Source organism: Polaromonas sp. P1_H6, from assembly GCF_056405195.1.
Genome location: NZ_JBFUCN010000008.1, coordinates 69743 through 94644, shown reverse-complemented (window position 1 = coordinate 94644; position 24902 = coordinate 69743). Strand labels below are relative to the sequence as shown.

The window sequence follows — 24902 nt, the reverse complement described above, 5'->3', positions numbered from 1 at the left end:
TGTCTCGATGAGCTCTGAAATTATAGGTTTGACCGACTGGCTGAAGACGCCGCCCGGCGCTTATCTGCTGGGCTGGGAGCGCACGCATTTCGACGAAGCCGTGAGCGACGTGTTTGGTTACCACGCCCTGCAGCTGGGCCTGCCGGAACTCGATGCCCTGCAAGCAAACCGCATGCCGCACAAATGGCTCGCGCTCGAGTCCCTTCCTCATGCCGCCGCGCCTTCACCGGCCCCTGATGCGACCACGGCCCCCGCGGCAAGTTCCCGGCGCGCGGCCCTGCTGACCGACTCGGGCGCCTTGCCGTTCCCGGAAAGCAGCCTGGACCTGGTGGTGCTGCCGCACACGCTGGAACTCAGCCGCGACCCGCACGCCACGCTGCGCGAAGTCAGCCGCGTGCTGGTGCCCGAGGGCCGCGTGGTCATCAGCGGGCTGAACCCCACCAGCCTCTGGGGCCTGCGCCAGCGCCGCGGCCACCTGTACCAGCGCTGGGGTTACGACAAGCTGTTTTTGCCCAGCACGGGCGACTTCATCGGTTACTGGCGGCTGCGCGACTGGCTGAGGCTGCTGGACTTTGAGGTAGAGTCGGGGCGCTTCGGCTGCTACCGACCGGCGCTGACCAGCCAGGCCTGGCTGGACCGCTTCGAGTGGATGGACGCGGCGGGCGAGCGCTGGTGGCCGATTTTCGGCGCGGTGTACTTTCTCGCGGCGGTCAAACGCGTGCGGGGCGTCCGGCTGCTGGAGCCCGCCTGGAAGACGCGCAAGGCCCCGGCGGCGGCACCGGCCGCGGTGGCCAACAAGGAGCCGGCCGTCCGCTTGCGGCCGCCGGCCTGAGCTGATTTCTTTTTTTTCACCGCCGGGCATGGGCCCGGCGTTTTCGTTTTACAAAGCAAACCCAACGCATGACCGATTTATCCACCAGCCCAGCAGCCACTCCCCAGCCCGTCGTGATCTACACCGACGGCGCATGCAAGGGTAATCCCGGACCCGGCGGCTGGGGTGTCCTGCTGTCCCAGGGCGGCACCGAAAAGGAGCTGTTCGGCGGTGAACTGGGCACCACCAACAACCGCATGGAAATGATGGCCGTCATCGAGGCGCTGACGGCGCTCAAGCGGCCCTGCAGCGTGACCCTGTACCTGGACAGCGAGTACGTGCGTAAAGGCATCACCGAGTGGATACACGGCTGGAAGGCTAGAGGCTGGCGCACGGCGGCCAAGGCGCCCGTGAAGAACGTGGACCTGTGGCAGCGCCTGGACGCGCTGGTGAGCGGCAGCGGCCACAAGATCGACTGGCGCTGGGTCAAGGGCCATGCCGGTGATCCCGGCAACGAGCGCGCCGACGCGCTGGCCAACAAGGGCGTGGAACGCGCACTGGGCCGCTTGTAACAGCGGCTTTGGACAGCCTAGTACCGCTGTGGGAACACGCGCGCAAAAACAGGCACCAAGCAAGTATTGGCCGGCGCACATCCCCGTGCGGGGCACGCACCATAAGCGTACGTAGCGTCCGGGGTCGCGGAGGTGAGCCGGCAGCATGGTAAAGCCGTTGTAAAGCTACCGCGCTTGCCCCTGTCAGGGGGCGGAAAAGGCTGCGCGCGCCAGGGTGTCCTGCTACATTGGAACTTTGTATCTCTTTGTATAACAAGTTTTCCTCCCCATGGCATCAAAAGTAATCTACACAGTGGTCGCCGTCGCGGGCATTGCGGTCGCGTCGGGCGCCGCCTGGTGGCTCCAGAAACCCAAGGCGCCGGATGCCGCCGGGCCTTCGGCTGCCGGCAATGGGACCAATGCGAATGCGGGAAAACCGGTCACGGTGGAAGCCGCCAGGGTGGAAATCGCCAGACTGTCGGACGACACCCCGGCCGTGGGCAGCTTGCGTTCGCGCCGCGGCGTGGTCTTGCGGCCCGAGGTCAGCGGGCGCATCACCCAGCTCAATTTCACCGACGGCCAGCGTGTGCGCAAGGGCCAGGTGCTGGTGCAGTTCGACGACCAGCTGCCGCTGGCCCAGGTGCAGCAAAGCCAGGCCGAACTCTCGATCGCCCGGGCCAACCAGAAGCGCAACCAGGAGCTGGTGGCGCAAAACTTCATCAGCCAGCGCTCCCTCGATGAAAGCGCGGCCAACCTGCAGGTGGCCGAAGCCAAGCTGTCGCTGGCCAAGGCCACGGCGGCACGCCTGAAAATCATTGCCCCTTTTGACGGCATCGCCGGCATACGCCTCGTCAACGTCGGCGACTACCTCAAGGACGGCGCGGACATCGTCAACATCGAGGACATTGAAGCGATTTTTGTCGATTTCCGCTTGCCCGAGCGCTTCCAGAACAAGGTCAGGCGCGGACAGACGGCGACGCTCGACATCGACGCCTTGCCTGGCCGCAAGTACAACGCGCAGATCCAGGCCATCGATCCTTTGATCGACGCCAACGGCCGCTCCATCGGCATTCGCGGCTGCATCGACAACCGCCAGCTGCAGCTGCGCCCCGGCATGTTCGCCCGCGTCAACGCGGTGTTCGGCGTGCGTGAGAACGCCCGGGTGATACCGGAGGAAGCGATTGTTCCGCAGGGCGGCCGGCAGTTTGTCATCAAGCTGCTGGAGGGCCCGAACGGGCAGACGCGCATCACCAAGCGCGTGGAAGTCAAGGTCGGCCTGCGCAGCCCGGGCAAGGTCGAAATCCTCGAAGGCCTGGAACCCGGTGACATCGTAGTCGCAACCGGCCAGCAGCGCGTGCAGCGCGACGGTACGGTGGTGAGCGTGGTGGACCTGGCCGCGAATGCCGCCAGCCGCGCGGGCAATGGAAAACCAGCCGCCAGCGCTTCTTCAGCCGCATCGGCGGTGTCCCCCGCTTCACCGGCAACAGCCGCCCCCACAGCTCCCGAGGTCGCCTCGCCGGTGAAGACTGCCGCGACCGCGACGGCCCCCGCAGCCCAGCAAGCCCCCCTGGCCGGCCCCAATCCCTGCGGCGTGGTGGTGTCGGAGGCTCCCGGCGCGCTGGTCCCGGTGCGCGGCGTGGCACCCGCCGAGCGCGGCCCGTCCGGCCCGCCGGCGCGCGACCCGGCCTGAGCGCCGACCGGCCAGAAGCTTTCACAGACACCTATGCAACTCGCTGAAGTCTCCATACGCCGTCCGGTCTTCGCCACCGTGCTGTCGCTGCTGATCGTGCTGATAGGGGCGGTCAGTTTCAACCGCCTCACGGTACGCGAATACCCCAAGATCGACGAGCCGGTCGTGACCGTGAGCGTGCGCTATGTGGGCGCTTCCGCGGAAGTGATCGAATCCCAGGTGACCAAGCCGCTGGAAGACTCCATCGCCGGCATTGACGGGGTGGATGTCATCACCTCGATCAGCCGCGCCGACCAGGGCCAGATCAGCGTGCGTTTCCGCCTCGAAAAAGACGCCGACTCCGCCGCCGCCGAGGTGCGCGACCGCACCTCGCGTGTCCGCAACCGCTTGCCGCAGGCCATCGAGGAGCCGGTGATCGCCAAGGTCGAGGCCGACGCCTTTCCGGTGATACAGATCGCGTTTTCCAGCGAGTCCATGACGCCGCTGCAGATCAACGACCTGGTCAACCGCATCGTCAAGCCGCGCCTGCAGACCGTCACCGGCGTGGCCGACGTGCGCATCTTCGGCGAGCGCAAGTACGCGATGCGCGTCTGGCTGGACACCGACAAGCTCGCCTCCTACCGCCTCACCACGCAGGATGTCGAGGACGCCATCCGCCGCAGCAACCTGGAGCTGCCGGCCGGCCGCATCGAGTCGCAGCAACGCGAATTCAGCGTGACCTCGCAGACCGACCTGGTCAGGCCCGGCCAGTTCAGCGACATCGTGGTCAAGAATGTCAACGGCTTTTCGGTCAAGGTGCGTGATGTGGCCCGGGTGGAAGAGGGCGCCGCCGACGAGCGCACGGCCGTCCGGCTCAATGGCCGCTCGGCAGTGGCGATCGGCGTGATCCGCCAGGCCACCGCCAATCCGCTGGACTTGTCCAAAGGCGTGCGCGAGGCCATTCCCAAGCTGAAGGCCGATTTGCCGCCCGACGTGCTGATCGACATCGCCAACGACAACTCGGTGTTCATCGACCGGTCCGTGAAGAACGTCTACCGCACCATCGCCGAGGCCATCATCCTGGTGGCGCTGGTGATTTTTGTGTTCCTGCGCACCATGCGCGCTTCCATCATTCCGATCATCACCATCCCGGTGAGCCTGATCGGCACCTTCGCGATGATGGCCCTGGCGGGTTTCACCGTGAACACGCTGACCCTTTTGGCGCTGGTGCTGGCCATCGGCCTGGTGGTGGACGACGCCATCGTGATGCTGGAGAACATCTTCCGCCACATCGAGGAGGGCATGGACCCGTTCTCGGCCGGCATCAAGGGCGCGCGCGAGATCGGCTTCGCGGTGGTCACCATGACGGCCACGCTGGTCGCCGTGTACGCGCCGCTGGCGTTCACGCCGGGCCGCACCGGGCGGCTGTTCGTGGAGTTCGCGCTGGCGCTGGCCGGCGCGGTGGTGGTGTCGGGCTTTGTGGCGCTCACGCTCACGCCCATGATGTGCACCCAGTTGCTCAAGCACAACCCCAAGCCGAATCGTTTTGACCGCTTCATGGAGCGGCTGTTGACGTCAATCTCCGACCGGTACGGCTCGGTGCTGCGGTGGGTGGTCACCAAGCGCTGGGAGCCTTCGGGCGACACCCCGGGCTGGGGCCAGAAGCTCAGGGCCTTCGCCTTCCAGGCACGCTGGATCGTCATCTGCGTCATGGCGCTCAGCGCGCTGGCCATTGCGCTGGTGTTTCCCGGCATGAAGCGGGAGCTCTCTCCCATGGAGGACCGCGGGGTCATCCTGGCCAACGTCACCGCACCGGACGGCGCCACGCTGGACTACACCAACCGCTATGCCCAGGCCCTTGAAAAAATGGGCCAGCCGTTTCCCGAGTTCGACCGTATTTTCGGCAACGTCGGCAACCCCACGGTAGCTCAGGCCAGTGTGGTCTACCGCACTGTGGACTGGGACGAACGCAAGCGCTCGACCATGGACATGGCGCGCGAACTGCAGCCCAAATTCAACGCCTTGCCGGGCGTCAACGTCTTCACCATCACGCCGCCGTCCTTGGGCCAGGGCTTTCGCGACCGCCCGGTCAACTTCGTGATCCAGACCTCTGACAGCTACCAGAACCTCAATGCCGTCACGCGCCAGATGCAGGAGGAAATTGCCAAGAACCCGGGCATCGTCTCGGTCGACGTCGACTTGCGCCTGAACAAGCCCGAGCTTCGCATTGACGTCGAGCGTGACAAGGCCGCCGACCTGGGCGTGAGCGTCGAGGTGGTGGCCAAGGCCATCGAAACCCTGCTGGGCGGGCGCAACGTGACGCGCTACAAACGCGACGGCGAACAATACGACGTGATCGTGCAGACCCAGGCCAGCGGCCGCACCACGCCCGACGACATCGACCGCATTTATGTGCGCGGCCGTAACGACGCCATGATCCCGCTGTCGGCGCTGGTCAAGGTACGCGAAAGCGTCTCGCCGCGCGAACTCAACCACTTCGGCCAGCGGCGCTCGGTTTCGTTTACCGCCAGCCTCTCGGGCGATTACTCGCTGGGCGAAGCGCTCAAGTTCATGGACCAGACCGCCGCCAAGGTGCTCAAGACCGGCTACAGCACCGACCTCAACGGCACCTCGCGCGAATTCCGCAACTCGCAAGGCGCGCTGGCCATCGTGTTTGTGCTGGCGCTGCTGTTTATTTTCCTGGTGCTGGCCGCGCAGTTTGAGAGCTTTATCGACCCGCTGGTGATCATGCTGTCGGTGCCGCTGTCCATGCTGGGCGCCTTGCTGGCTTTGAAATGGTCCGGCGGCTCGCTCAATGTGTATTCCCAGATCGGGCTGATCACGCTGGTCGGCCTGATCACCAAGCACGGCATTCTGATCGTCGAGTTCACCAACCAGCTGCGCGGGCAGGGCATGGAGATGATCGACGCCGTCGTCAAGGCCTCGTCCCAGCGCCTGCGCCCCATCCTGATGACCACCGGCGCCATGGTACTGGGGGCACTGCCGCTGGCCATGTCACACGGCGCAGGCGCCGAAAGCCGCACGCAGATCGGCTGGGTGATCGTGGGCGGCATGTCGCTGGGCAGTTTGCTGGCCGTCTTCGTGGTGCCCACCATGTACACCCTGTTTGCCCGCAAGGCCATTCCGGGCGCGAACAAGACCATTGCCAAAGAGCAGCCCGATGAACACCTTGAGCACCCGGAGTACGTGGCGAAATGACCCCAAGATGCCGCACACGCCACACCGGGCTCCTGGCATGGTGATGAGAAAGCCGGTTTGACCGCACACCCTGCGGGCCGAATCCGTAACCTTGCTTCCTTCCTGATTCCATTCCTGCTGGCGGCCGGCCTGGCGGTTTCCGCACGGGCGCAGGAGACGGCCGTCGCGGGGGCCTATGGCGTGCAGTTTTTCTGTTCGCCCTCCCAGCTGGCGCAACTCAGCCCCGACATGTTCCGGTACCTCCAGCGGCTCGGCATTCCGGCCCGGCTGGTTCAGGAGACCTTCGACAAGCCTCGAGGGACCATGACGTATTCCCTGCTGGGCTCAGGCGCGGCCGTGAGCACCCTGTGGCTGGCGCAACGTCCGGAATTGGCCATCAAGGACGAGACGGTGCTGGTGCCTGTGAAAAACAACAAGACTCGCAAGCTCAAGACAGTCTCGAAGAAAGAAATCCTGCTGGCCTTGCTGCACCCCGGCAGGTTGACCGAGTTCAGGGGAAAGGCCTGCGATGTGCAGGCTCTGGTCGACCACGTCGGCATCCGCCAGAACACGGTGATCTGGGCCGAGGTGCTGGAATGGGGCTGGCCCGAGGGCGGTCCTGCCAAGTGGAATTCCCGCTATTGGGTCAATGGAACGCCCAAGCTCCGCACCCCTCTGCATCAAGCGCTCAATGACATGTTTTTTGAGCAGGGGAAGTACGAGATAGGCTGCTACGCCGCGACCAAGGTGGTGTTTGCCCAAGGCGCGCTGGATTACTTTCGCCGTGTCAAGGGGGATGCAGGCAGGGCGCGCACCGTGGAGCGGCGATTGCTGGCCGACGGTGAGCCGCTGGTCGACCTGGAACCCGGCCGGATGTGGAGTTTTGAAGCTGATTTTGATCCGCTGGAGCTTGAGCGCCCGGGCAAGGTCCTGCGCATGGTGGGCGGTGTTGCGGCCGGCAACTTTGTCCCGGGCGATTGGGCATACTTCCTGAACACCGACCCGGGCACCAGCCAGAAGACAGGCTATGAAGGCTCCAACGCGATCTATCTGGGCGGCAACCGGTTTGACGACTATTACAACGACAACCAGCATCACTACACCTACCAGGAAAAACTCGGTGAGGTTTACCAGTGGCGCCACGGTGTTTTCAGCCGGCAACGCGATGCCGAGAAAATACAGCCCCTGGCCGCGCAGGACTATGAACGCCTGAGCACCACACCGGAAAACGGCGGCCTGCTGATGAGCTTTCGGGTGGTGCCCTATTTTTTCGGCTACGAAGACTTGCCGCCGCTATCGGAGCCCCGGAACGACTAGGGCCGCCGGCGCCGCGGCATTCGACTGGATCTACAGGACGCCGTCAAACATCAGCACATCAAGCTCGTCGCCGACTGCGACATTGCCCTGCGCGTGATGCAGCACGATCAAGCCATTGGCCTCAGCCATGGAGCGCAGCACGCCGGAGCCCTGGCTGCCGGTGGTCTTGACCTGTAAAGAGCCGTCGGGCGCTGTTGAAACCCAGCCGCGCTGGTATTCGGTGCGGCCGGCTTTTTTGCGTATCGCTTCCGCGCTGCGGGCCTTGAGCAGCGGTGGTGGTGCGCCGCTGGCGCCCATCATCTGCAGCAAGGCCGGGCGCACAAAGGCCAGAAAGGTCACCATCACGGCAACCGGGTTGCCGGGCAGTCCGAACAGGATGGCGCCGTTGGGCTTGCCGCCTTGGCCTTCTGCGGGCGGGATGCGCCCCACGGCCATAGGGCGGCCGGGCCGCATGGCGATGCGCCAGAAAGCCACGTCGCCGAGTTTTTTCATCATGGCCTTGGTGAAGTCGGCTTCGCCGACGCTGACGCCGCCCGAGGTGATGATGGCATCGGCCCGCGCGGCGGCCTTGGTGAAAGCGGCTTCGAGCAGGGCCGGGTCGTCGCGCACCACGCCCATGTCGATGACCTGGCAGCCCAGCCGGCTCAGCATGCCGAAGACGGTGTAGCGATTGCTGTCGTAGACAGCACCTTCGCGCGGCGCTTCGCCGAGCGAGAGGATTTCATCGCCGGTGGAAAAGTAAGCCACCTGCAGCGGCCGCCAGACGGGCAGGGTGGGCAGGCCCAGCGACGCTGCCAGTCCCAGCCGCGCCGGCGTGAGGATCTCGCCCTTGCGCAACGCCGGCAGCCCTTGCGCGAGGTCTTCGCCGCGCAGGCGGCGGTTGTCGCCAGTACGCAGCAGGCCGGGCGGAATGCTGATGCGTGTGCCTTCGCTGTCTTGAAGCTGCTTGACGAACTCCTGCGGCACCACGGTGTCCAGGCCGGGCGGCATGATGGCGCCCGTCATGATCTTCACGCATTCGCCGGGCTGCACGCTGCCTTGCCAGGCCTTGCCGGCCAGCGACGTGCCTTCGGCCACCCGCAGTTCCAGCGCCGCGCCCGGGGCCAGCCGGCTGCCGTCAAAGGCAAAGCCGTCCATGGCAGAGTTGTCGTGGGGCGGGACGTCAAAAGGCGAGACCACGTCCTCGGCCAGCACCCGGCCCAGGGCCTCGAACAGCGGCAGGCTGACGGCATCCTGGACAGGCGCCACCAGCCGGGAGAGGAAGTCCAGCACCTGGCCGGCCGACAGGGCTTGCGGGTCGTAGCCCTGGAGCTCCGCGGCGATCTGGTCCAGCGTCTTCACGGCAGGCGCGATTCGAGCTGGTGCAGCTCGGCCAGGGTGTTGGCGTTGAAGAAACCGTGCGCATCGTCGCCGGGCCGGTCGAAGGGCACGGCCACGGTCTTGTGCTGCGCCGTCCACGCATCTATCTTGCGGCCGCCCGCGTGCGTAAAGCGCACCAGGCTTTCCAGCATGTGGGTGCCCATCAGGCAAAACACCGGCTGCGGCCTGAGCTGGCCGTCTTCCTCGGGTGCGGCGGCCACGGCGAAGTCGGCGCCATCGCGCACATAAGCCTCAGCCAGGCGTGCGACCAGGTCATCCGGAAAGAGCGGCGTGTCGCAGGGCACGGTTAGCAGGTAAGGCGTTTCGCAGCGCTCCAGGCCGGTGAGAAAGCCCGCCAGCGGCCCGGCGAACTCGCCCAGGCCGGTGCTGTCGGGCCAGACCGGCACACCGAAGGCCTCATAGGCGGCCAGGTTGCGGTTGGCGTTGACCATCACCTCTCCGACCTGCGGGGAGAGGCGCATCAGCGTGTGCAGGGCCAGCGGCACGCCGTTGAAGTTCTGCAGGCCCTTGTCGACGCCGCCCATGCGCGAGCCGCGCCCGCCGGCCAGGATCAGGCCGGTGATGGCTTCGGCGTGCAGTGAGGCGTTGTGGCTGTTGCTGGTCATGCTAGCCACCGATGTAACTCATTTCGACGCGCTTGCCGCTGCTGTCGGGCATGCTGGTATCCGCGGGCAGGGCGGCGCGCAGTTCAGAATAACGGTCGTCGCGCCCCTGCCAGATGTGGGCCACGGCGGCGGCGATCTGCTCGTCGGCATAGCCGCCGCGCAACAGGGCGCGCAAATCCTGGCCCTGGCTGGCGAACAGGCACAAAAACAGCTTGCCTTCGGTGGACAGCCGCGCCCGGTTGCAGTCGCCGCAAAAAGCCTGGGTCACGCTGCTGATCACGCCGATCTCGCCCGCGCCGTCGGCATAACGCCAGCGCTCGGCGGTTTCGCCGGTGTAGTTCGGGTTGACGGCGGTGAGCGGGAACTCGGCGTTCAGCCGCTCCACCACCTTGGCCGAGGGCAGGACTTCATCCATGCGCCAGCCGTTGGTGGCGCCCACGTCCATGTATTCGATAAAGCGCAGCACCGTACCGGTGTGGCGGAAGTGCCGAGCCATGGGCAGGATTTCCGCGTCGTTGGTGCCGCGCTTGACGACCATGTTGACCTTGAGCGGCGCGAGGCCGACCTTTTGCGCGATCTCAATGCCTTTGAGCACGTCGGCCACCGGGAAGTCCACGTCGTTCATGCGGCGGAAAGTGGCGTCGTCCAACGCGTCCAGGCTCACCGTGACGCGCTGCAGGCCGGCGTCCTTGAGCGACTGGGCCTTCTTGGCGAGCAGCGAGGCGTTGGTGGTCAGGGTGATGTCCAGCGGCTTGCCCTGCGGAGTCTGCAGTTTCGCCAGCATTTCGACCAGCACCTCGAGGTGCTTGCGCAGCAGCGGCTCGCCGCCGGTGAGGCGGATTTTTTCGACCCCGTGCGCCACGAACACCTTGGCCAGGCGGGTGATTTCCTCAAAACTCAGCAGCGAGGTCTGCGGCAGGAAGGCGTAATCCTTGTCGAACACCTCGCGCGGCATGCAGTAGCTGCAGCGAAAATTGCAGCGGTCGGTTACGCTGATGCGCAAATCCCGCAGCGGCCGGCCTCGCGTGTCGCTCAACAGGCCGGTGGGCGCTACCAGTCGGGCAGGGATGTGCGGCACGCGGCTTGCGTAGCGGATATCTGCCAGCGGAATGATTTTTTCGGTCGTCATCGTGAGGGGCCCAAGGGGAGAATTTACTCCATTGGCCCGCCCGAAGCGCTAAAAAGAGGCCTTATCCCCAAAGGATGGGCGGTATCGCGGAGCGATCCACGTCAGACGCAGCGGGCTCCATCTACCTCTATGCATACTCCGCTGATGAAATCGGCCTCATCGCTGGCCAGGTAAAGCGCCGCATTGGCGACGTCCAGCGCGGTCGAAAAGCGCCCCAGCGGGATGCTGGCGCGAAAGCGCGCCTTGCGTTCCTCGTCCAGCGGGCCACCGGCGAAATCGGCGGAGAGGCCGGTGTCGGGGTTGAACACCGGGTTGATGCAGTTGACCCGGATGTTGTCGGGGCCCAGCTCGGCCGCCAGCGATTTGGAGGTGGTGATGACGGCGCCCTTGGAGCCGTTGTACCAGGTCAGGCCTGGGCGCGGGCGCACGCCGGCCGTGGAGGCGATGTTGATGAAGCTGCCGCCGCCCAGGCTGCGGAACACCGGCGTGGCATGGATGGTGGCCAGGTAAATGCTTTTGACGTTGATGGCGTAGCACTTGTCGAAGTCGTCTTCGCTGACGTCGAGCGCGGGCTGGTTGCGGTGTGTCCAGCCGGCGTTGCTGACCATCACGTCGAGCCGGCCGTAGCGGTCCACGGCGGCCTGGACCAGCGCTTTCACTTCAGCGGATTTCGTCACGTCGGCGGCAAAAAAAGAAGCCGTGCCGCCGGCTTTGACGATGGCGCTCACCACTTTTTCGCCCAGGGCGACGTTGATGTCGTTGACGATGACCTTGGCGCCTTCGGCCGCCAGCCGCCGGGCGATGCCTTCACCGATGCCGCCACCGGAGCCGGTCACGATGATGGATTTGTCTTTGACCCGCATGGGCTTGTCTCCAGGTGTTTTGATTTATTGAACTGATACGTGAGCTTATTACATCCCGCCACCGGGACACACCGGGACACACCGGGACAGCCAGATCATTTTTTTTATGGCTCCCGATTTATTTGACCGGCGGTTTTGACCGTGTAGAAGTAAACGACCAGGTCATCCGGCGGTACAAACCGCGTAGCTTTGAATTCCAGCGTGCGTTTATCCACTTGTCGCGATTTCCCCGGGAAGCAAAGCGAGACGATCTGGTCTGGTGACGCCTTTTCGATCCGGAGTGTGAAACTGTCTATTGGCCCTTTCCAGTTACGGCCGGTACCCAGCACATACTCGAGGTCATTCAGGGTCACCCAGACCTCGCCGTCATTTAATTTTTGAAGCCGGTTGGCTTTGGAGATGACGGCGTCGTCGCCGCCTTCATGGGTGCATGCCCTGCGGCCGTCTTCCGTGCCTGAGTTGCCACCCGGCACCCAGGGCCTGAGCAAAGCGCTGTCATCCGGCTTACCGTTGTAGTTGTGGATTTGGTAGACCTGGCCCACTTTGGGTTGGTAGCTGTGTTCAATTTCCACCATTTTTCCTGCGGGGAATTTTTGTTCCCACCAGGCGGTCTCCTGGACGCTGAAACGGGGGGAGCCACCCTCTGCAATGCCCGGAATCCGCTTGACGACGGAGTCCGCGATGCACTGCTGCCCGCTGACTGCGCCAAGGTTGCAACTCATCGCGTTGACCATGTCTTTTTCCGTGTAACCCTGGGCCCGAAGCAATGCGCTGATGTCTTTTCCCTTGAGGAACGCCTTGGTATCAACACGTGTGTTGACTTTTTGGCCATCGACGCGAGTCTCGAACGAACTCATGGGGCCCACGTTGGCGTCCAGCTGCGCCTCTCCCGGGTTCCACCCAAAGCGCGGCATGGGAAAGGCCACGATGGTTTTCACATCGTTTTGGCTGTCGTTCAAAAACTTGTAGCGAACCCGTATGCGTGTGGGAGAAATTTCGAGAATTTCTTCCGCCATACGAATGGCGTCCGACCTGACCAGCTCGAGGCCGCCGGCGCCGACCCTGGCGGTGGAGTCGTTTGCATGTGCAGGCTGTGCCAGAAGTGATGCAAGCATCGCACCGGCCATCGCCCAAAGTTTTAATTTATCCATGCCGCACCGCCACGGTCTTCAAGGTCGTGAAGCCGTATAGCGCTTCGAAGCCCTTTTCGCGTCCGTAGCCCGAGGACTTCACGCCGCCGAAGGGCAGCTCCACGCCGCCGCCGGCGCCGTAGTTGTTGATGAAGACCTGGCCGCTCCTGACACGTTTGGCCATGCGGAACTGGCGCGCGCCGTCGCGTGTCCAGATGCCGGCGACCAGGCCGAACTGGGTGGCGTTGGCGAGTTCCACGGCGTGGTTTTCGTCCTTGAAGCTCATGGCGCACAGCACCGGGCCGAAGACTTCTTCCTGCGCCAGCCGGTGGGTGGCCGGCACGTCGCGCAGCAGGGTGGGCGCCTGGTAAAAACCGGTCTCAGGCGCTTCGTCGACGATCTGGCCCTGGGCCACCATGGCGATGTTGGCGACGTGCGCGTCGCTCAGAAAATCCCAGACGCGCTGCTGCTGGCTTTGGCGGATCAGCGGGCCCACGTCCAGGTCCATGGCGGCGGGGCCGACGCGCAGGTTTTCAAAGGCATGGCCCAGGCGCTGCAGCAGTGGCTCGTAAATCGCCTGCTCCACCAGCAGGCGGGAACCCGCCGAGCAGGTCTGCCCTGCGTTTTGCACGATGGCATTGATGATGGCGGGAATCGCGGCGTCGAGGTCTGCGTCGGCAAAAACGATTTGCGGGCTTTTGCCGCCCAGCTCCAGCGTGACCGGGCAGTGGCGCTCGGCCGCCACCTGCTGGATCAGCGTGCCCACGGAGGGGCTGCCGGTGAAGCTGATGTGGTCTATGCCCTTGTGGCGCGCGAGTGCGTCGCCCACCTCGTGGCCGTAGCCGGTCACGATGTTGATGGCGCCGGCCGGAAAGCCGACCTCGGCGGCGAGCTGCGCCACGCGGATCAGCGAGAGGCAGGCATCCTCGGCCGGCTTGACCACGCAGACGTTGCCCGCGGCCAGCGCGCCGCCCACGCTGCGGCCGAAGATCTGCATCGGGTAGTTCCAGGGGATCACATGGCCGGTGACGCCGTGCGGCTCGCGCCAGGTCATCACGCTGTAGCCGTCCAGGTAGGGAATGGTGTCGCCGTGCAGCTTGTCGCAGGCGCCGGCATAAAACTCGAAGTAACGCGCCAGGGCCGCCGCGTCGGCGCGCGCCTGTTTGGTCGGCTTGCCGCAATCGCGCTGCTCCAGTTGGGCCAGTTCCTCGGCGTGTTCGGCCACCTTGGCCGACAGGCGCATCAGCAGGCGCCCGCGCTCGGCGGCATTGAAGCGGCTCCACACCAGCTCCAGGCATTCACGCGCGCTGCGCACGGCGGTGTCGATGTCGTGGGCGTTGCTGCGCTGGATTTCGTCAAATACCTGGCCGTCGGACGGGTCGATGACGGGAATGGTCTTGCCGGAGACGGAGGGGAGGGAGGCGTTGGCGATGTAATTGAGCTGCATCGCCTGATTTTGCTTGAAACCGGCCGTGGGGGCGCCGGTCAAGCGCTTCGCGGCCGGCCGAAAGTAACGGTTAAAAAAAGCGTGTGTTTTTCACGTCTGGATGTGGTGCGGCGGCGCCCCGTTTACAACATTTTTGCTGTGGGGAAATGGGCTTTTCTGTAGGATTGAACCTACACACGCACCTCGCCAATTCCTACATACGGAACGGTGCCTACATTGCGCCCCGCGGGCGCAGACCGCGGCCGCAGCCGGCAACTGCGGGCCGCAATCTGGACACATATTGCGATGACAGACCCCACCTCATGCGCGACCGATGCCGCTCCCGCCGGCGATGCACCCACCGCCGGCTCCGGCATGCGGGCCTGGCTTAAAACCACGGCGACCCGCCTGCGCGACTGGCTGACCATACAAAGCCTGGCCATGAAGCTCACGGTATTGGGCGTGGCGCTGATGATTCCGGCAAGCGCGTATTACGCCTGGTCCACCTTGGAACGGCAGGAAAAGCTGAGCCTGGAGGTCAAAGCGATGGCGGCCACGGGCCAAGGCGCCGAGGCGGCCTGGGCTTACAACACCACGTTGCCGGTGGTCTTTGGGAGCGGCTCGGTGCTGAGCTTTCTCGAGACCCACCCGGTCGCGCGCATCACCATCATTTACCGCCCGATTCTCTGGACCGTTTCCGAACGCTTTGTGCTGGTCGAGTCGGAGGGCCGGCAGTACGCCTATTACCCCTCGGACATGGAGACCAAGATCCTGGCCGACAAGGCCGTGACGGCGCCCTGGGGCGGCAAGCTGGCTTTTGTGCCGCAGGCCGCGCTTGACGGCGCCAGCAAGGACATGCTGGCGCGCCTTGAGCAGCGTTTCGGCGAGGCGCGTCCGCAATCCGAGCAGGACGCCTGGAAAGGCGGCGCCAGCGCGCTGGTGTCCGCCGCGCTGACCGTGGGCCTGCTGGCCTTTCTGTGGTTCCAGGTCGGCGGGCAACGGAAGGCCCTCAAGTTCATTTCCCCGCAGCAAATCAGCGGAGACCTGGAAGACCTGGTCGGCATGGACGACATCAAGGCCGAGGTCGCGCAAATCCGCGACCAGTACGAACGCCGCCTTGAATATGCGGCGTATGGCGTGAACAAGCCCTTCAATGTGATGTTCAGCGGCCCGGCGGGCACCGGCAAGACCAAGCTGGCCAGCTACCTGGCCAAGGAGCTGAACCTGCCGATTCTTTTCCATTCGGCCGCCAACCTGGAAACCGGTTATGTCGCCGGCGGCTCCAACACCTTGTCGCGCATCCTGGCGCTGGCCACGCGGCGCAAGCGCTGCATCGTCTTCCTCGACGAGGCGCAAGATCTTTTCATGCGGCGCGGCGGCAACCGGAAATACGACGACGACACGCAGAACATGCTGCTGGCCATCCTGGACGGCGTGCGGACCAAGTCGGATGCCGAAATCATCTGGATCGTGGCGTCCAATTTCAATTCGGCCAACCTGCAGATGGACGAGGCCATGCTCCGCCGCTTCCAGATGAAGGTCGACTTCCGCATGCCCAACCAGCAGGAGCGCCTGGCCATCACCGGCCACTACCTGCGTCAGCGCGCGGAAAAGGTGCTGCCGGATATGGACCTGCGGCATTTTGTGGAATTGACGGAGGGTTGCAGCCCGGCGGACCTCGAGACCATGGTCAACCAGGCCGGCATCATCGCCGTGCAGTCGGGCCAGATGATAGGCGCGCACACCCTGATGCAGGCCGCCGAGCGTGTGCTGGTGGGCAACGTCAACGACAACACCACCAAGGAGCGCGAGCGGGACCGGCGCATCATCGCCGTGCATGAGTGGGGCCACTTCCTGATGGACTTTCACCACCAGCGCAAGTTGGCAGGCGGCAACTGGGATGCCCTGCAAGCCGACATGAACACCATCAAGATTTCACTCAAAGCCAATCCGCGCAACAACGCGCTGGGCTTTGTACTGCACAAGCAGGACAGCAATCTCCTCAAGACCAAAGGCGACATGGAGCATGAAGTGCGCGTGCTGCTGGGCGGCATGGCCAATGAAGAGCTTTTCTTCGGAGAGGACGGCACCACGGGCGGCGCCCACAACGACATCACGCGCGTGACGCGGCTACTGCACCATGCGGTGGCTGAAATGGGCATGTACCGCAAGACCCGGCTGAACTATGCCGCGCTCGTCAAGGACGGCGGCACGGCCCCGCCGGACGAGGAAACACGCAGCATCATGGAAGCCCAGAGCGAACGGCTTTTCAGCGAAACCAAGGCTGTCCTGGCGCAATACACCGGACTGACGGAGCACCTGACCGGCTGCCTGATGCGATCCGGCGAGATGACGCTCAGCGAAGCGCTGAGCGAGATTCGCCGCTTTGAATTCCTCGCGGCGCCGGCGTTGCTGCAGGCTGGGCAAGGGGCGGGCCAGCTGATGCCGGCTTGACCGGCTGGCGGCGACGCCGCGGCAGCCTTGCTGTGTGCGTACAAAGAATAAGCCCTGCAGTGCAGGGCTTTTTGCTTGGGGCCGTAGCCGCTTTATCCGGCTAGCGGGAAGCGGGTGCAGCCGGCGTTGGCGTGGCAGCTGCGGCGGGCGCTTGCGTGGGCGCCGGGGCCGGCATGGCCGGCGCCGTGGGAGTGGCGGCCGGTGCGCTCACGGCGGCGGGTTCGGCCATGGGAGCGCTGGGCGCGGCTTGCGCGGCGCCGCCGTGGAACTTCATCACCAGCGGCACGATCAGCAGCGCCACGATGTTGATGATCTTGATCAGCGGGTTCACGGCCGGGCCGGCAGTGTCCTTGTAGGGGTCACCCACGGTGTCGCCGGTCACGGCGGCCTTGTGCGCCTCCGAGCCCTTGCCGCCGTGGTTGCCGTCTTCGATGTACTTCTTGGCATTGTCCCAGGCGCCGCCGCCGGTGCACATGGAGATTGCGACAAAGAGGCCGGTCACGATGGTACCCATCAGCAGGCCGCCCAGGGCTTGCGGGCCGAGCGCCAGGCCGACCACGATGGGCACGACCACGGGCAGCAGCGAGGGGATCATCATTTCCTTGATGGCGGCCGTGGTCAGCATGTCGACGGCGGTGTCGTACTCGGGCTTGCCGGTGCCGTCCATGATGCCCTTGATGTCGCGGAACTGGCGGCGCACTTCAACCACCACGGCGCCAGCGGCGCGGCCGACGGCTTCCATGGCCATGGCGCCGAACAGGTAGGGAATCAGGCCGCCGATAAAGAGGCCGACGATGACCTTGGGGTTGCTCAGGTCGAAGGTGATCACGCTGCCATAGGCTTCGAGCTTGTGCGTGTAGTCGGCGAACAGCACCAGCGCGGCCAGGCCGGCGGAGCCGATGGCATAACCTTTGGTCACGGCCTTGGTGGTGTTGCCCACGGCGTCCAGCGGGTCGGTGATGTCGCGCACGCTGCTGGGCAGCTCGGCCATCTCGGCGATGCCGCCGGCGTTGTCGGTGATAGGGCCGTAGGCGTCCAGCGCGACCACGATGCCGGCCATGCTCAGCATGGAGGTGGCGGCAATCGCGATGCCGTAGAGGCCCGCGAGCCCGTAAGCCGTCAGGATGGCGATACACACAAAGATCACGGGCCATGCGGTGGAGCGCATGGACACGCCCAGGCCGGCAATGATGTTGGTGCCGTGGCCGGTGGTGGAGGCTTGCGCGATGTGCTGCACGGGTTTGTATTGCGTGCCGGTGTAGTACTCGGTCACCCAGCAGAGCGCGCCGGTCAGGACCAGGCCGACCGCGCAGGCGCCGAACAGGCGCATCTGGGTGCCGGTGGCCGTCACGGCGTCGTCGGGCATCAGCCACTTGGTGACGAAGAAAAAGGCGATGAGCGACAGCACGCCGGCGATCGCCAGGCCCTTGTAGAGGGCCGGCATCACGTTCTTCATGCCGGGCGAGGCCTTGACGAAGAAGCAGCCGATGATGGAGGCGATGATGGACACGCCGCCCAGCGCCAGCGGATACACCGCGGCGGTGGCGCCCGCGCTGGACAGCAACAGGGCGCCCAGCACCATGGTGGCGATCAGCGTGACCGCGTAGGTTTCAAACAGGTCGGCGGCCATGCCGGCGCAGTCGCCCACGTTGTCGCCGACATTGTCGGCAATCACCGCCGGGTTGCGCGGGTCGTCTTCGGGGATGCCGGCCTCGACCTTGCCCACCAGGTCGGCGCCGACGTCGGCGCCCTTGGTGAAGATGCCGCCACCGAGCCGGGCGAAGATGGAGATCAGCGAGGAGCCGAAGGCAAAGCCGATCAGCGGATTCAGCAGGTTGGCCAGCTTCAGGTCAGGCGTGTAGTTGCCGTTGCCCACCAGAAACCAGTAAAAACCGGTCACGCCCAGCAGTCCCAGGCCCACCACCAGCATGCCGGTGATGGCGCCGCCGCGGAAGGCGACGTCCAGGGCGGGGCCTATGCCCTTGGTGGCGGCTTGCGCGGTGCGCACGTTGGCGCGCACCGAGACGTTCATGCCGATAAAGCCGCAGGCGCCCGAGAGCACCGCGCCGACGACGAAGCCGATGGCGGTCTTGCCGTCAAGAAAGAAGCCGATGAGCACCGTGAGGACGACGCCGACGATGGCGATGGTTTTGTATTGCCGCGCAAGGTAAGCGGCGGCGCCGGTCTGGATGGCGGCTGCAATCTCCTGCATGCGCGCATTGCCTGCGTCCTGGGAAAGAATCCAGCTGCGTGCCCAGATGCCGTACCCGACGGCGATCAGTCCGCAGACCAGCGCAAGAATGAGCGCCGAGTTGCCTGTCATAGCTGACATTGAAATTCTCCTACGTTGTTTTTCGCTTGGAGGGGGTGCCACGCGAGCGGTGCCCCCGCTGCGTTGCTTCCTCGTTGCTTGTGTCACGCTTGGAGACAAGGTCGATTGGCCAACTCGCGAAATTTAACGCGAAAACATGACAAGTTCGCGATGCGTAAGCCCTGAATCAGTAAAATGAGGGTAAATACCGAGCTGCAGGTAGCCGCTAGTTATTACTCCTGGCGCGGCCAAGCGCTTATTCACGTGGTGTGAAGCCTTTCATTTCATTTCTTTCTCTTCAACACAAACCTCAAGCGACCATGTCCCTCGATAAAGTTTCTCCCGGTAAAAACGTTCCCGAATCCTTTAACGTGATCATCGAAATCCCGATGAACGCCGACCCGGTGAAGTACGAGGTGGACAAGGAGTCCGGTGCGATTTTTGTGGACCGCTTCATGAGCACGTCCATGCACTACCCGACCAACTACGGCTATGTGCCCAAGACCATCAGCGGCGACGGCGACCCGGTCGACGTGCTGGTGATTACACCGGTGCCGCTGATCCCCGGCGTGGTGGTGACCTGCCGCGCCATCGGCATCCTGAAGATGGAAGACGAAGCCGGCGAAGACGGCAAGGTGCTGGCCGTGCCCATCGACAAGAAATGCTCGCTCTACACCCAGTGGCAAAAGCCCGAAGACATGAACCCGCTGCGCCTGAAGACCATCTCCCACTTCTTTGAGCACTACAAGGACCTGGAAGAAGGCAAGTGGGTCAAGGTGTTGGGTTGGGAAGGCCCGGACGCGGCCAAGAAGGAAATCACCGACGGCATCGCCAACTACGCCAAGGGCTGAAGCTTTCGGGGCTCCAACAAAAAAGCGCCTGCAGGTTTTCCTGCAGGCGCTTTTTTCATTCCGTCGCCGCGGTGTTAAGTCGCCTGGGCCGGTTCCGGATAAACCAGGCCGTGGAGCCGTCCCTTGTCCTCGCGCGCGAAGGGCTTCCATTGGCCTTCGGGCTGGGCCAGCCGGTCGGCCACGGCCCACCAGGCGCTGGGGTTCACGCCCATGCCGATATGGCTGGCCAGCACCTCGATGTTCTCGGTTTGCGGATTGGCGGCGCTGGGCGCCTGGATGCTGGCCTGCCAGGCCACCACGCCGTCGCTGCGCGAATAAATGCTGGTGGTCGGTACGGGCGGGGCGGCGGGCAGGTCGTAGTTGTCGGATTCACGCTCCACGCTGCGGCCGCTGGTGAGCTCATAAATGCGCCAGGCATTGGTGGCCTTGTGCGAGCCCGCGAAGGGCGTGCCCAGCGTGATCACGCAGCGCACCTTGTCCGGCATTTCCTTGGCCAGCTCGCGCGCATAGACGCCGCCCAGGCTCCAGCCGATCAGGCTGACTTTGCGGCCCGTGGCCTCAAAAGTGCGGCTGAGGCTGTCGCGGGCCTCTTCGAGCACGCCGGCGCGCGGGCCGAAGTTAAAACCTTGTTCCCAGCCCCAGGGTTTGTAGTTGAGCGATTGCAGGTAGTGGCGCAACGGCACGGTGGTGGCGTCGTTGGCCGAGAGGCCGGGGAACACCATGACGGCATGGCCGTCGCCGCGCGGCGCGCGGGCCAGCAGCGGCCAGGCGGGCAGCAGGGCGCCGAATTCCCAGAATGCGCGCAACTCGAGTGCAAGCAGCCAGGCGCTGGGCGGAACATCGTGCGGGGCTGGTTTTTGGGAGTCTTGAAAGGCGGAAGAATTTCGCTTGGATGACGGGCTTGCCATGGCGTGGGGCATTGATTGTCTTTTGGAGTTCTGACTCAAACAGTATGGAGGCGCTTACGCTTGTTTACAGAGGGAGGCGCCTCTAACTTTGGCGGCCGCGCGCGGGATTTCGTCACGTTCGTGACAGCGGCCTTGCGGGTTTTTACCGGGAGCGCCTTGCGGGGGGCCTTTTTCGCCGCGGGCTTGGCTGGTTTTTGAGGCGCAACAGCGACAGGCGCCGCGCTGGCCATCAAGGACTGCGCCTCGGTGAAGGCCTCTTCGATCGCCCTGGCCAGGTCTTTGGCATGCGGCAGCGCCTTCTTGTCGGCAATGATGCCGAAATCCACATGGCCGGCGTAGGTCTGGATGGTGATGTTGAGCGCCAGGCCGTGCAGGATGATGGACAGCGGGTGGAAGGTCAGGAACCTGGCGCCGGCCAGGTACAACGGAACCGGAGGGCCCGGCACGTTGGAAATCGCCAGGTTGGCGACCATGGGCAGCCGGCTGGCCATGCCGCTTTTGCCATAGGCATTGAGCGCCATTTTGGCGGCCCCCCCTACCAGCCAGGGCGCCAGCAGCGAAGGGTAGTCGGTCGGTAGCAGGCCCTTGAGGTTTTGCATGGAGGTCTTGACCTTGGCGGTGGAGGCCATGATGGCGTTCATGCGCTTGAGCGGATGTGCCAGGTGCGTGCCGAGTTCAACCAGGCTCATGCTGACCTGGTTGCCCAGGTTGCTGGCATCGGTGGCGCCGGCTTCGCGCAGCGACACCGGCATGGCGGCCACCAGCGATTTTTTCGGCAGGCTGTGGTGCTGCGTGAGGTAGTTGCGCAGCGCGGTCGAGCAGATCCACAGCACCATGTCGTTGAACGAGCCGCCCACCGCCTTGCCCATGGCCTTGGTCTCGCCCAGCGGGATGGTGGCGGTGACGAACACGCGGCCGGTGCCTATGCCCGCGTTGAAGGGCGTGGGCGGCGCCAGTTTCATGGGCATCTTGGGCTTGACGCCTGTGGCCGAGCTGCCCATGGACTGTTTGGCCAGCGTGCTGCCGAAGGTGCTGGCCGCGGCGGGCAGCGACTTGGCGACCTTGGCCAGCTGGCCCAGCGAGCTGGAAAACACCGAGCCGATCATCTTGCCCAGCTTGAGGTCGGACTCCAGCTTGCGGCGCCGTTCAGGGTCGGGGGGCGCCACCTCGCGCGGCGTCGGGCTCAGGTCCAGCATGGCATTGGCCAGCATGACGCCGCCCTTGCCGTCGAGCGCGGCATGGTGGATCTTGGAGAAAAAGCCCGCCACGATGCCGCCGCCCTGGGATTCGGGCAACTGGATGCGGTCGAAGATATAGAACTCCCAAAGCGGGTAGTCTCGGTCTATGACCTCGCCATGCAACTGGGCGCAGAGCTTGTGCACCTCGGCCAGCGTCATGGGGGCCGCGCCTTTTTTGGTGGAGTCGGCCCGGCGGATGTGGAAATCGATGTCGACCGAATCGGCCTCCACCCAGAGCGGGTGGCCCAGGTCCAGTGGCATGAACACCAGCTTGCGGCTGAACACCGGCGCCAGGTGCATGCGTTTGCCGATGTGGGTTTTGACGGCCTTGTGGAAGCTGCCTTTGAAGCCCGCCGGCAATTCGCACAGATTGAGCGAGCCCACATGCATGGGCATTTCAGGGGTTTCGAGGTAGAGAAAGGTCGCGTCCAGGCCGGTCAGGGATTTCATGGTTATTGTCTCCGTGGGGAGACCTTAACCGAGCGGGCGTGGGCGCGGCACTAGGGTTTGCCGTAGCTGAGCGTGTCGCGCCGGGCTCAGCGTACGACTGTGATTGCGTTCAAGCTTCGCAGTCGCCCAGCATGCCTTGCTCATCGTCATTGAGCCCGGCGACAGGCGTTGCCTTGGCCAGCGCCATCCAGACACCCAGCGGCAAGGACTGCCGCGCACGCCGCGGCGCCGCGCGAACGACGGCCAGGCGATGGTTTTCCATCAGCATCACGCCGCATTCGAGCGGGATTTCATCCGCTGCGCCTATGGGCCGGCCTTTGGCATCGCAGCCCAGCACGTACCAGCATTCGCCGCCCAGGTCCAGGTAGGCGGCGCGTTTTTCGGGGCGGCGCAAGTCACCCAGCAGGTCGGAGCGATGCACCTTGATCTCATGGACGATGGGATCCACGTACTCCTGCACCGTGGTGTTGCGGATGGAAAACACGTCGGGCCTGACGATGCCCCAGCGCGCCTTGCCGCCTTCGGTGTCCGGCGGCAGTTGCGCTCGCAAGCCCAGGCCGCGCCAGGCGATGCGGCCGGCGCGCACCATTTCACACGCCACCTGCTCGACCAGTGCTTCATGCTTGGACAGGGCCGAGCGGTTGCGCAGCAGCGTGGCCGCCAGGTAGGCAATGCCCGCATCGGTGACGCGCAAGGTCTCATGGCCCGCGGGGCCGGCCACGCGCTGCAGCATGCCGGTGGCGAGCAGTTCGATTTCCAGCAGGTCCTGGCAGGGCCAGCCTGCGGAGCGATAGACCTCGCGCAGGCGGCGAGCGTGGGGGCGGCCCAGCGGCGGCGGGTTTTCGAGGGCGCTGTCGTTGGCGGCGGGCGCCGTGCCTGCCGGGGCGCTGGAAAGCGGGATGGCGGCGCTGCTCATGGTACGGAGGGCGGCATGGTGGGATTTCAGAGCGGAAGAATCTCGAAGCGCGCGTTGTCCAGGTTGTCACCCAGCGGCCTCATGGCGGCCAGGATCGCGTCGGTCTCGGCGTTCTGCCACAGCGCGATGACCTGCTCTTCCGCCTCGGAGGCTCCTTCCAGCGGCAGGCCTTCACTCAGGGTCTGCGCCAGCATGTAGGCCTGCAGCGAAGGCAGCACGTATTCCGGCCCGCCCACGGCGAATTCAAGCGCCATGCGAAAGCGCAGTTCGGCGGCGGCACGCTGTTCGGCGCTGAGGGTGGGGCACTCGACCAGGTTGACCTTGTACTGGCTCTGGAATGTGGGATTTGTGTTGCTCATGCGAAGCTCCTTTTGGGAGGATTTATAGCACCGCTTGCCCGAAGGACGTCCACACGGGAAAAAGACCCTGCGGCGCTGGCAACCGGAGTATCTTTTCATGCTGGAGCGGCCGGTGCTGCGCGCCTGAAGGGGTTGCGCCGTTCCAGGTCGTCCATATAACTTTCAATGCCGGCGCCCTCGCGCTCCAGGAAGCGCTCGACCGCGTCGGCGAACGAGGGATGGGCCAGCCAGTGGGCGCTGGTGGTCTTGACGGGCAACAGGGCGCGGGCCATTTTGTGCTCGCCCTGCGCACCGCCTTCAAAGCGCTGGTAGCCATGCGTGATGCACCATTCCAGCGGCTGGTAATAGCAGGCTTCGAAGTGCAGGCAGTCGACGCGGGCCAGGGCGCCCCAGTAGCGGCCGTAGGCGGTCAGCGGAGGATTGGCTGTGTCCGATGCGCCAGCCGGTGATGCGCTGACGGCGATCAGGCTGGCCGCGATGGGCCGGGGTTTGCCGCCGTCGGCCATGTGTTCGGCGATGAACAGCAGCCAGTTCTCAGGCATGGTGTCCTGCATGCGCTGGAAGAAATCACGGCTGAGGTAGGGCGCGTTGCCGTGCTCGTAATAGGTGCGTTCGTAGCAGCGGTAGAAAAAATCCCAGTCGGCCTGACTGATGTCCTTGCCCAGCGACCAGCGGAAGGTGATGCCGGCATCGTGAACCTTGCGGCGTTCCTGGCGGATTTTCTTGCGCTTTTCCTGGTTGAGTGAGGTCAGGAAATCGTCGAAATCGCGATAGTCGCTGTTTTTCCAGTGGAATTGCACTGTGTGGCGCAGCATCAGGCCGGCGTCCTGGCAAGCGGCCACGTCCTCATCGGCGGTAAAGAGCAGGTGCAGCGACGACAGGTTTTCGTCTCCGCACCAGGCGACCAGTGCCTTGACCAGCAGCGCGCGTTCAGCGGCGTTGCGCGCCAGCAGTCGGGCGCCGGGGACGGGCGTGAAGGGTACGGCGGCCACGGCCTTGGGGTAGTAGTCCAGGCCGTGCTGCTGGTAGGCATTGGCCCAGGCCCAGTCGAACACGTATTCACCGTAGGAGTGGGCCTTGAGGTAAAGCGGGCAGGCGCCGGCCAGCGAGTTGCCCTGCCAGAGGGTGACGAAGCAGGGCGTCCAGCCGGTGTCGGGGCTGGCGCTGCCGCTTTCGTGCAGTGCCGCCAGGTATTCGTGGCGCATGAAGGGGTTGGCGGCCTCGCCCGGGCTTTGCGCCGCCAGCAGGGCGTTCCACTCGGATGCATTGACCTTCAGCGGCGAATCCAGCACGCGGATGACATAATCGTTTGAGTCGTTTTTCACGTGTTTTTCGG

General features: G+C 64.7%; 19 protein-coding genes. 7 read left to right on the top strand and 12 right to left on the bottom strand.

The features are described from left to right. Positions 1-7: 7 nt before the first annotated feature. The 5 genes from AC1D1F_RS10005 (at position 8) to AC1D1F_RS09985 (ending at position 7546) form a co-directional block, all read left to right on the top strand. Positions 8-832 carry a class I SAM-dependent methyltransferase gene (locus AC1D1F_RS10005; protein ID WP_477675029.1) on the top strand — a complete coding sequence of 275 codons (825 nt, stop codon included), beginning with the start codon at positions 8-10 and terminating at the stop codon, positions 830-832. Positions 833-900: 68 nt separating this feature from the next. Further along, complete coding sequence (gene rnhA, locus AC1D1F_RS10000; RefSeq protein ID WP_477651584.1) at positions 901-1383, top strand: ribonuclease HI; 483 nt, start codon at positions 901-903, stop codon at positions 1381-1383. 268 nt (positions 1384-1651) lie between these two features. Then, a complete protein-coding gene (locus AC1D1F_RS09995; RefSeq protein WP_477675030.1) occupies positions 1652-3052 on the top strand; it encodes an efflux RND transporter periplasmic adaptor subunit in 1401 nt (466 codons plus the stop codon). A 33-nt stretch (positions 3053-3085) separates the two neighbouring features. Beyond that, positions 3086-6250 carry an efflux RND transporter permease subunit gene (locus AC1D1F_RS09990; protein ID WP_477675031.1) on the top strand — a complete coding sequence of 1055 codons (3165 nt, stop codon included), beginning with the start codon at positions 3086-3088 and terminating at the stop codon, positions 6248-6250. Between the two features lie 57 nt (positions 6251-6307). After that, on the top strand, positions 6308-7546 hold the full coding sequence (locus AC1D1F_RS09985; protein WP_477696156.1) for a hypothetical protein: 1239 nt from the start codon (positions 6308-6310) through the stop codon (positions 7544-7546). Positions 7547-7576: 30 nt separating this feature from the next. On the opposite strand, the gene moeA is transcribed toward AC1D1F_RS09985, so the two are convergent. The 6 genes from moeA to AC1D1F_RS09955 all read right to left on the bottom strand — a co-directional run bounded on the left by moeA (position 7577) and on the right by AC1D1F_RS09955 (position 14100). Further along, positions 7577-8887, bottom strand: coding sequence for a molybdopterin molybdotransferase MoeA (gene moeA / locus AC1D1F_RS09980; protein ID WP_477696155.1), 1311 nt, complete (start codon positions 8885-8887; stop codon positions 7577-7579). Beyond that, on the bottom strand, positions 8884-9531 hold the full coding sequence (mobA, locus tag AC1D1F_RS09975) for a molybdenum cofactor guanylyltransferase MobA (protein WP_477696154.1): 648 nt from the start codon (positions 9529-9531) through the stop codon (positions 8884-8886). Before mobA ends, moeA begins: the two co-directional genes overlap by 4 nt. A gap of 1 nt (position 9532) precedes the next feature. Further along, the gene (moaA, locus tag AC1D1F_RS09970; RefSeq protein ID WP_477675035.1) at positions 9533-10660 is read right to left on the bottom strand and encodes a GTP 3',8-cyclase MoaA; all 1128 of its coding nucleotides are present in this window, start codon (positions 10658-10660) and stop codon (positions 9533-9535) included. Positions 10661-10761: 101 nt separating this feature from the next. Next, on the bottom strand, positions 10762-11523 hold the full coding sequence (locus AC1D1F_RS09965) for an SDR family oxidoreductase (protein WP_477675036.1): 762 nt from the start codon (positions 11521-11523) through the stop codon (positions 10762-10764). 104 nt (positions 11524-11627) lie between these two features. Beyond that, positions 11628-12674, bottom strand: a complete 1047-nt coding sequence (locus tag AC1D1F_RS09960; protein ID WP_477675037.1) for a DUF4424 family protein — start codon at positions 12672-12674, stop codon at positions 11628-11630. After that, positions 12667-14100: an aldehyde dehydrogenase family protein gene (locus AC1D1F_RS09955; RefSeq protein ID WP_477675038.1), complete on the bottom strand. Its 1434-nt coding sequence runs from the start codon at positions 14098-14100 to the stop codon at positions 12667-12669. The genes AC1D1F_RS09960 and AC1D1F_RS09955 overlap by 8 nt, the downstream gene beginning before the upstream one ends. Positions 14101-14385: 285 nt before the next feature. Between AC1D1F_RS09955 and AC1D1F_RS09950 the strand changes: the two genes are divergently transcribed. Continuing rightward, positions 14386-16533 carry an AAA family ATPase gene (locus AC1D1F_RS09950; protein ID WP_477696153.1) on the top strand — a complete coding sequence of 716 codons (2148 nt, stop codon included), beginning with the start codon at positions 14386-14388 and terminating at the stop codon, positions 16531-16533. A 100-nt stretch (positions 16534-16633) separates the two neighbouring features. Here AC1D1F_RS09950 and AC1D1F_RS09945 read toward each other — a convergent pair whose 3' ends face one another. Next, positions 16634-18856 (bottom strand): sodium-translocating pyrophosphatase, encoded by a 2223-nt coding sequence (locus tag AC1D1F_RS09945; RefSeq protein WP_477696175.1) that lies wholly within the window; start codon positions 18854-18856, stop codon positions 16634-16636. Positions 18857-19164: 308 nt separating this feature from the next. On the opposite strand from AC1D1F_RS09945, the gene ppa reads away from it, so the two are divergent. After that, entirely contained in the window at positions 19165-19695 is a 531-nt protein-coding gene (gene ppa / locus AC1D1F_RS09940; RefSeq protein WP_477696152.1) for an inorganic diphosphatase, read from the top strand. Between the two features lie 74 nt (positions 19696-19769). Here the strand turns inward: ppa and AC1D1F_RS09935 are convergent, their stop codons facing one another. From AC1D1F_RS09935 to AC1D1F_RS09915, 5 genes are all read right to left on the bottom strand, one after another. Next, positions 19770-20603, bottom strand: coding sequence for an alpha/beta hydrolase (locus tag AC1D1F_RS09935; protein WP_477675041.1), 834 nt, complete (start codon positions 20601-20603; stop codon positions 19770-19772). Positions 20604-20638: 35 nt separating this feature from the next. Next, positions 20639-22291, bottom strand: a complete 1653-nt coding sequence (locus tag AC1D1F_RS09930) for a wax ester/triacylglycerol synthase family O-acyltransferase (protein ID WP_477696151.1) — start codon at positions 22289-22291, stop codon at positions 20639-20641. A 109-nt stretch (positions 22292-22400) separates the two neighbouring features. Beyond that, on the bottom strand, positions 22401-23207 hold the full coding sequence (locus AC1D1F_RS09925; RefSeq protein WP_477696150.1) for a hypothetical protein: 807 nt from the start codon (positions 23205-23207) through the stop codon (positions 22401-22403). 26 nt (positions 23208-23233) lie between these two features. Then, positions 23234-23566 carry a hypothetical protein gene (locus AC1D1F_RS09920; protein WP_477679164.1) on the bottom strand — a complete coding sequence of 111 codons (333 nt, stop codon included), beginning with the start codon at positions 23564-23566 and terminating at the stop codon, positions 23234-23236. 95 nt (positions 23567-23661) lie between these two features. Continuing rightward, complete coding sequence (locus AC1D1F_RS09915; protein ID WP_477679163.1) at positions 23662-24891, bottom strand: GNAT family N-acetyltransferase; 1230 nt, start codon at positions 24889-24891, stop codon at positions 23662-23664. Positions 24892-24902: the final 11 nt, after the last annotated feature.